Below are 7,607 nucleotides of genomic sequence, written 5' to 3'. Positions count from 1 at the left end.
CCGCACGCAGCTGCCGCTCGCTCACCGGCCGGGCGACCATCGTCCCCACCGACAGCACCGGCAGGCCCAGCCCGTCGGCCAGCTCGATCGAGATGGCGGCGGTGCCGGCACCCGCATGCGGGCCATTGTCGGTCGGTGCGATCCGCACGCGGACCGCGGTCGCGCCCGCGGCATGCAACGACACGTCCTGCCACGAGAACGGCAACATCACTTCGACGGGCTGGCCCGCCGCCTGCTGGGCCATGATGACGGCATGCATCGCCGCGTCGAGCAACGCCGGGTGCACGCCGAAACCGCCGACGCCTCCCGCCGCGTCCGGCAGCCGCACCTCGGCGAACACCTCGTCTCCGCGGGTCCACGTCGCGGTCAAACCACGAAACGCCGGGCCGTACCCGTAGCCGTGCGCCGCGAGCTGGTCGTAGCCGTCGGCGACCTCCACGGCAACCGCGCCCGCGGGCGGCCACACCGACAGATCGGCGCGGGGCTCGATGGACCGCGAACTCAGCACACCCTCCGCGTGACACACCCACGCCGAACCGGCGTCGGCGCGGGAGAACACCGAGACGGCGCGGCGCCCCGATTCTTCGCTGGGACCGACAACGACCTGCACGGCAACGGAACTGGCCGCGGGCAACATCAGGGGCGCCTGCAATGTGAGTTCGTCGACCACCGAGCAGCCGACTTCGTCGCCGGCCCGGATCGCCAACTCGACGAAACCCGCGCCGGGGAACACCGCGGCACCGGAGACGGCGTGATCGGCCAGCCAGCCCTGCAGGCCGGGCGACAGCCGGCCGGTCAGCAGCACCCCGTCCGAGGCCGGCAGTTCGACGACCGCGCTGAGCAATGCGTGCTCGCTGGTCCCGAGCCCCAGCCCGGCGGCGTCGGCCCCGATGCCCTCGCCGGACAGCCAAAACCTGCGCCGGTCAAAGGCGTAGGTGGGCAGTTCCACGAAGCCCGCCCCGGACAAGACGCCACGCCAGTTCACGCTCACACCGGCCGCGAATGCTGCGGCGGCCGACGTGAGGAAGCGCTCGAGGCCGCCGTCATCGCGGCCCAGGGTGGGAACCACGATGGCCTCGGGGTCGCCGGCCGAGTTTTTCAGGCAGTCGTTGGCGCTGCCTTCGATCCCGGCGATCAGCGCGGGGTGCGGGCTCGATTCGATGAACGTGCGGTACCCGTGCTCGCAGGCGGCGCGCACCGCCTGGTCGAACTGCACGGTCTGCCGAATGTTGCGGTACCAGTAGGCCGCGTCCAAACCGGCTGTGTCCAAACGGCTTCCGGTCACGGTGGAGAAGAAGGCGACACGCGAGGAACGGGGCTCGATACCGGCCAGGGCCTCGGCCAGCTCGTCGCGAATGGCCTCGACCTCGACCGAGTGCGACGCGTAGTCCACGTCGATCCGGCGGGTGCGCAGCTCCAGGTCCACGCAGAAACCGGCGAGTTCGTCGAGCGCGGCCACTTCGCCCGACACGACCACCGCCGAGGGGCCGTTGACGGCGGCGATGCTGACACGGTTGCCGTAGGGCGCCAACAACTCCCGTGCGCGTTCGGTGCTGCACGCGATGGACAGCATGCCTCCGGAGTGGGCCATCGACCGCAACAACTTGCTGCGCAGCGTGACCACCTGAGCGGCGTCGCGCAGCGACAGCGCGCCGGCGACGAACGCGGCGGCGATCTCTCCCTGCGAATGGCCGATCACCGCGTCGGGGCTGACGCCGACCGACTTCCACAGTTCGGCCAGCGACACCATCACCGCGAACAGCACCGGCTGCACGACGTCCACCCGGTCCAAGCCCGGGGCGTCCGCGTTGCCGCGCAGCACGTCGATCAGCGACCAGTCGACGAATTCCGCGAAGACTTCCGCGCACGCGTCGATCTGGTGCGCGAATACCGGTGCGGTGTCGAGCAATTCGATCCCCATACCCAGCCATTGCGAGCCTTGGCCGGGGAACACGAAGACGTTCTTGCCCGCGGGTGGCGCGCTGCCCTGGATGACCGAACCGGCCGGGTCCTGAATATCTGAGGCGGTCAACTCGTCGAGCCCGGCCAGCAATCGATCCCGATCGGCACCGACGACGACGGCCCGGTGCTCGAAGGTGGCGCGGCCGGCCAACGACCAGGCCACGTCGGCGACGTCGATCTCGTCGTGGCCGCGCAGGTGCCCGGCCAACCGGGCGGCCTGAGACCTCAACGCCGACAGTGACTTTGCCGACAACGCCCACGGCACCGTCGCGGGCTTCGGGCGGTCGGTCAGCGGCTCGGGCGCCGGGACCGCCTCGATGATCACGTGTGCGTTGGTGCCGCTGATCCCGAACGACGACACCCCGGCCCGTTGTACGTGGCGATTCGCGGGCCAGGGCCGCGCCTCGGTCAGCAACGAGACCGATCCCGCCGACCAATCGACGTGCGGGCTGGGCACGTCCACATGCAGTGTCGCCGGCAGCATTTCGTGACGCATGGCCTGGACCATCTTGATCACGCCCGCCACGCCCGCGGCGGCCTGGGTATGGCCCATGTTCGACTTGATCGAGCCCAGCCACAGGGGCTCGGGCCGGTCCTGGCCGTACGTCGCCAACAACGCCTGGGCCTCGATGGGGTCGCCCAGCGTGGTGCCTGTTCCGTGGCCTTCCACCACGTCGACGTCTGCCGTCGACAGGCCGGCATTGGCCAGCGCCGCCCGCACCACCCGCTGCTGCGAGGGGCCGTTGGGCGCGGTCAGCCCGTTCGATGCGCCGTCCTGATTGACCGCCGAGCCGCGCACCAGCGCCAGCACCGGATGGCCCAACCGCCTGGCATCCGAGAGCCGCTCGACGACGAGCATCGCCCCGCCCTCCGACCAGCCGACTCCGTCGGCAGCCCCGGCGTACGCCTTGGACCGGCCGTCGGGGGCCAGCCCTCGGTGGCGGCTGAACTCGACGAAGACCGTCGGGGTGGCGTTGACGGTCGCGCCCCCGGCCAGCGCCAGATCGCACTCCCCCGAGCGCAACGACTGAACCGCCATGTGCAACGCGACCAACGACGACGAACACGCCGTGTCCACCGACACCGCCGGGCCCTCGAGTCCCAGCACATACGACACCCGACCGGAGGCGACGCTGGAGGTCATGCCGGTCAGGCGGTAGCCCTCGATCTCCTCGGCGAGCATGCCGTAGCCCTGGACGATAAGCCCGGCGAACACCCCGGTCGCGCTGCCCCGCAGCCCGCTCGGGTCGATGCCGCCCCGTTCCAAGGCCTCCCAAGACAGTTCCAGCAGCATCCGATGTTGCGGGTCCATCGCGAGTGCCTCGCTCGGAGCGATGCCGAAAAAGGCCGGATCGAAGTCGGCGACACCGTCCACGAAACCGCCGGTCCGCGCGTAGGTCTTGTGGCGGGCGTCGGGGTCCGGGTCGTACAGGCTCGCCAGGTCCCAGCCGCGATCGTTGGGGAAATCGGTGATCACATCGCGGCCGTCGGCCACCATCTGCCACAGGTCTTCTGGTGTCTCGACTCCGCCGGGGAAGCGGCAGGACATACCGACGATCGCGATCGGCTCGCTCGACCGCTCCAGCAGCGCACGGTTGGTGCGTTTCAGGCGCTCGACCTGGACCAGCGCTTTGCGCAGCGCTTCGGTCGCATGCTGGAGTTGATCCACCATCACTACCTCTCGCCTAACTTGGCCGTCAGCTGCCCCGATGCGACTCTCGCCGAGTCACGGAATTTGCTGCACGATGCGATGCCGTGCCGCTCTCCGGCCCAAGAATGTCGCTGGTGAGTATGGCCAACTCTGACGGTATTTCAAAACGCCCGATGCTCCCGACTGCTACGGGAGAACCGGCATCGGCGTGAGGCACGCCTTGTCCAAGGGGATCCGGAACGCGCCGTTGCGCCCGCGGGTGCCGGGGCATCTCACGACCCCGGTACGCCGGGATACAACTGACGCGCCGTCCATGGCGCGACTGTACCCGGCTATGCATCGGCAGTGGTCAGGACGGCTCAGACGCCCACCCGGCGCCAGCCGTCGGCCGCCCGGGCGGCCCTGATCAGCAGGTCGCACAGTTCGCGCAGTTCGGTCGCCTGCGCTCCCTCGTCGAGGGCGGTGGCGACATCCTCCGCCGCGCACCGCACCTGGTAGACCCGGTCGGACAGGTCGGCGGCGTCGTCGGCCGAAAGGACCACCGCGTCGGGAGGCAAGGCCAGCGAGGCGCCGGCACCGCCCCGGGTCAACGAGGCGCGTTGTTCGTACGCCCGCTGCCGGCACGACTGGCGGCAGTACTGGCGGCGGCGTCCCATCCCGGCGTCGGACACGTCTCGACCGCACCAACGGCACGGCTGCGGGCGGGGACGGCGGCTCACGCCTGCCGACTTTAGTCGGGATTGCGCGGCGATCCCGGTATCATTGAAGGTCGCGTCGCGTACGCCGGCCACCCGACCGGGGAACTACGCAGACCGCCGCAACGTTTGCCAAGCGGACAGAATTGCATTACAGCAGCCCGAAGTTCAGTAGACCTAGAGGAGTAGCAACATGGCTGATCGCGTCCTTAGAGGCAGTCGCCTCGGAGCCGTGAGCTACGAGACCGACCGCAATCACGACCTCGCCCCACGTCAGCTCGCGAAGTACCGCACCGAGAACGGCGAAGAGTTCGAGGTCCCTTTCGCCGACGACGCTGAAATTCCCGGCACGTGGCTGTGCCGCAACGGCTTGGAAGGCACCCTGATCGAGGGCGACCTGCCCGAGCCGAAGAAGGTGAAGCCCCCGCGCACGCACTGGGACATGTTGCTGGAGCGGCGCAGCGTCGAAGAGCTCGAAGAGCTGCTCAAGGAGCGGCTCGAAATCATCCGGACACGCCGCCGCGGCTGACCTCAGACCGCTTTAGCTGCGGTTGTCGGCGCGCTGGGTGCCGGCGCGGGTCTTGCGGCCCTCGATGCCCCATCGGGTGACCTTCATCAGCGCCTCGCGGATGTTCGATCCGCTCATCTTGGAGACGCCGAGTTCGCGCTCGGTGAAGGTGATCGGCACCTCGACGATGACGAACCCGCTGCACACGGTGCGCCAGGTCAGGTCGATCTGGAAGCAGTAGCCCTTGGAGTCCACCGCCTCGAGACCGATCGCCTCGAGGACTTCCCGCCGGTAGGCGCGGTAGCCGGCGGTGATGTCGTGGACACCGATCCCCAGCGCGAGCCGCGCGTAGGTGTTGGCCGTCCAGGACAGCGCCCAGCGCCGCCATGGCCAGTTCCGCACCGACCCGCCCTCGACGTAGCGGGATCCGATGGCCAGGTCGGCTCCGGCGTCGACCGCGTCCAGCAGACGGTGAAGCTGCTCGGGCGCGTGGCTGCCGTCGGCATCCATCTCGACCAGCACCGAGTAGTCGCGGCTCAGACCCCACGCGAAGCCCGCCAGGTACGCCGCGCCCAGGCCGTCCTTGGCGGTGCGGTGCATCACGTGGGTGTGGCCCGCGTCGGCGGCCGCCAGCTCCTCGGCGAGCTCGCCGGTTCCGTCCGGGCTGCTGTCGTCGACGATCAGCAGGTGGACGTGGGGGCACGCGTCCTTCAGCCGCCGGTGGATGACCGGCAGGTTCTCCCGCTCGTTGTAGGTGGGGATGATCACCAGGACACGCTCGCTGGGACGATTCCCCGGGCCGCGGGGCGCCGGCTGGCCGGTGGTCATGTAGCTCCTCTGTGTCGCCCGAAATTACGCGACGGTCGTCGGCCGCCCTCGTGGAGCGGAGTGTAGTCACCGCCGTCGCCCGGCGGCGCCTGGTCCCCGCCCTCGGCGGGCGGACTGTCCTCGTCAAGCGGGGCTTCACCCGAGGGCGCACCGGTGTCTGGGGATTCGTTCGGGGCCTCGGACCTCCGACGAACCGGACGCGCGAACCAACCATTCTGCCGTATCCCGGCCAGGATCGCCCCCGCGGCCACCGCGACCAGGAGCCATTGCAGGATGGGACCCCAGCGGGTCGCCGGCGTCAGTTTCGTCTTCAGGCGCACCTGTATGTCCAGGTAATCGGGCTGGAAGAAGTCGGTGCGCACCAGCTCGGCGCCGTCGGGGGCGATCACGGCGCTGATCCCGGTGGTGCCCGCGACCAGCACATAGCGATCGTGCTCGACGGCCCGCACCTTGGCGAAGCCCAGCTGTTGTTCGCTCATCGTCTTGTTGAAGGTGGCGTTGTTGCTCGGCACGGCCAACAATTGGGCGCCATTCAGGACGGCTTTGCGCGGGACGCGGTCGAAGATCACTTCCCAGCAGGTGGCCACCCCGATCGGCACCCCGGCGATGTGCACGACGTCGCTGCCCGGGCGGGGCACCATGTTCCCGGCTCGGTTGGCGTAGCCGGATAGGTGCTTGAACAGCCACGGCATCGGCAGGTATTCGCCGAACGGCTGCACGATCTCTTTGTCGTGCCGATCGGCGGGCCCCGTCGACGGATTCCACACGATCATCGTGTTGGTGTATTGGGGGTTCTCCGGTGGGCTGCCGGGCAGCTCCGAGACCGTGCCGATCAGGATCGGCGCGCCGATCGCGGTCGCCGCCTGTGAGATTTCCAGCGCGGCGTCGACGTTGGCCAGGGGGTCGATGTCGGAGGAGTCCTCCGGCCAGATGACGAACTGGGGTTGTGGCGCCTGCCCCGCGCGCACATCCTCCGCCAGCCGCAGCGTCTCGCGGACGTGGTTGTCGAGGACCGCCCGGCGTTGCGCGTTGAAGTCGAGCCCGAGTCGCGGCACGTTGCCCTGCACCAGGGCGACGGTGACCGAGGGCTCGCCGCCCGACCCGGTGCCGGCGTGCCGAACCTGCGGCCAGACGACGACGGATGCGAAGAGCACCAGGCAGATGCAGACGCCGGGCAGCACCACCGCAGGCGGTGCCGCATCGGCGTTGGCCGCCTCCTCTTCGCCGGCACCGCGGTGCGCCCGGTTGCCGGTGCGCCACCACTTGACGATTTCCAGTTCGATCGCGGTCGCGCTGAACCCGATCAGCACGATCGCCAACGAGAGCAGCGCGGGCCCCCCTAGCTTGGCCAACGGCAGGAACGGGCCCTGCGCTTGTCCGAATGCCACCACTCCCCATGGGAAGCCGCCGAACGGGACGATCGATTTCAACCATTCCTGGGCCGCCCACACCAGCGCGAACCAGACGGGCCAGCCCGGCAGCCCGCGCACGAGCACGGCGCACAGGCCGAATAGCGCGGGAAACAGCGCACACGTCATCGCCAGCACCATCCAGGGCACGGCGCCGACGAGCGTGCTGACCCAGGGCAGCAGCGGAAGATAGAACGCCAGCCCGAACAGGAACCCGTAGCCCAGACCACCGGCCGGAGTTGTTGCCGGATGCTTGAGCACCCAGGCCAGCAGCGAGGCCGCAACGACCGCGGCCCACCACCAATTCAGCGACGGGAAGCTGGTGAACAGCAGAACGCCGCCCCCGATGGCGCACGGCAACCGGGTCAGCCGCGGCAGCATGGCCGCCCGGACGCCGGGCAGCCGCGCGAGCGTTCCCGCCCCCAGCGCCGCGAGCGCCGGCCGCAGTCGGTGCGTGAGCGGCACGGCGCCCGGTTCCGCGGCGGCGTCACCGGCCCCGGACTCCGGGGCGATGTCGGCGGGATCGTCGTCGCGATCCGATTCGGCTTCGTCGC

Annotated in this window: 3 protein-coding genes and 1 pseudogene; 1 reads left to right on the top strand and 3 read right to left on the bottom strand. The window is 69.8% G+C overall.

Features of this window, described 5'->3' with window-relative positions:
- Both A5704_RS18960 and A5704_RS18955 read right to left on the bottom strand, forming a co-directional pair.
- A partial coding sequence (locus A5704_RS18960) for a type I polyketide synthase (protein WP_156737704.1) occupies nt 1-3,634 on the bottom strand: 3,634 nt, incomplete at its 3' end.
- A 338-nt stretch (nt 3,635-3,972) separates the two neighbouring features.
- A complete protein-coding gene (locus tag A5704_RS18955) occupies nt 3,973-4,332 on the bottom strand; it encodes a hypothetical protein (protein ID WP_082950444.1) in 360 nt (119 codons plus the stop codon).
- Nucleotides 4,333-4,501: 169 nt separating this feature from the next.
- Between A5704_RS18955 and A5704_RS18950 the strand changes: the two genes are divergently transcribed.
- Nucleotides 4,502-4,837, top strand: coding sequence for an RNA polymerase-binding protein RbpA (locus A5704_RS18950; RefSeq protein ID WP_067760885.1), 336 nt, complete (start codon nt 4,502-4,504; stop codon nt 4,835-4,837).
- Between the two features lie 12 nt (nt 4,838-4,849).
- Here A5704_RS18950 and lnt read toward each other — a convergent pair.
- Nucleotides 4,850-7,434, bottom strand: a pseudogene (gene lnt, locus A5704_RS18940) (apolipoprotein N-acyltransferase).
- Between the last annotated feature and the right edge of the window lie 173 nt (nt 7,435-7,607).

Source organism: Mycobacterium sp. E735, assembly GCF_001666955.1.
Classification (GTDB): domain Bacteria; phylum Actinomycetota; class Actinomycetes; order Mycobacteriales; family Mycobacteriaceae; genus Mycobacterium.
Note: the sequence above shows the minus strand (reverse complement) of the source record. Positions and strands in the feature narration are given on the sequence as shown.

Coding starts and splice junctions, on each gene's coding strand:
- A5704_RS18950 (WP_067760885.1), top strand. CDS start 4,502: ATGGCTGATCGCGTCCTTAGAGGCAGTCGCCTCGGAGCCGTGAGCTAC.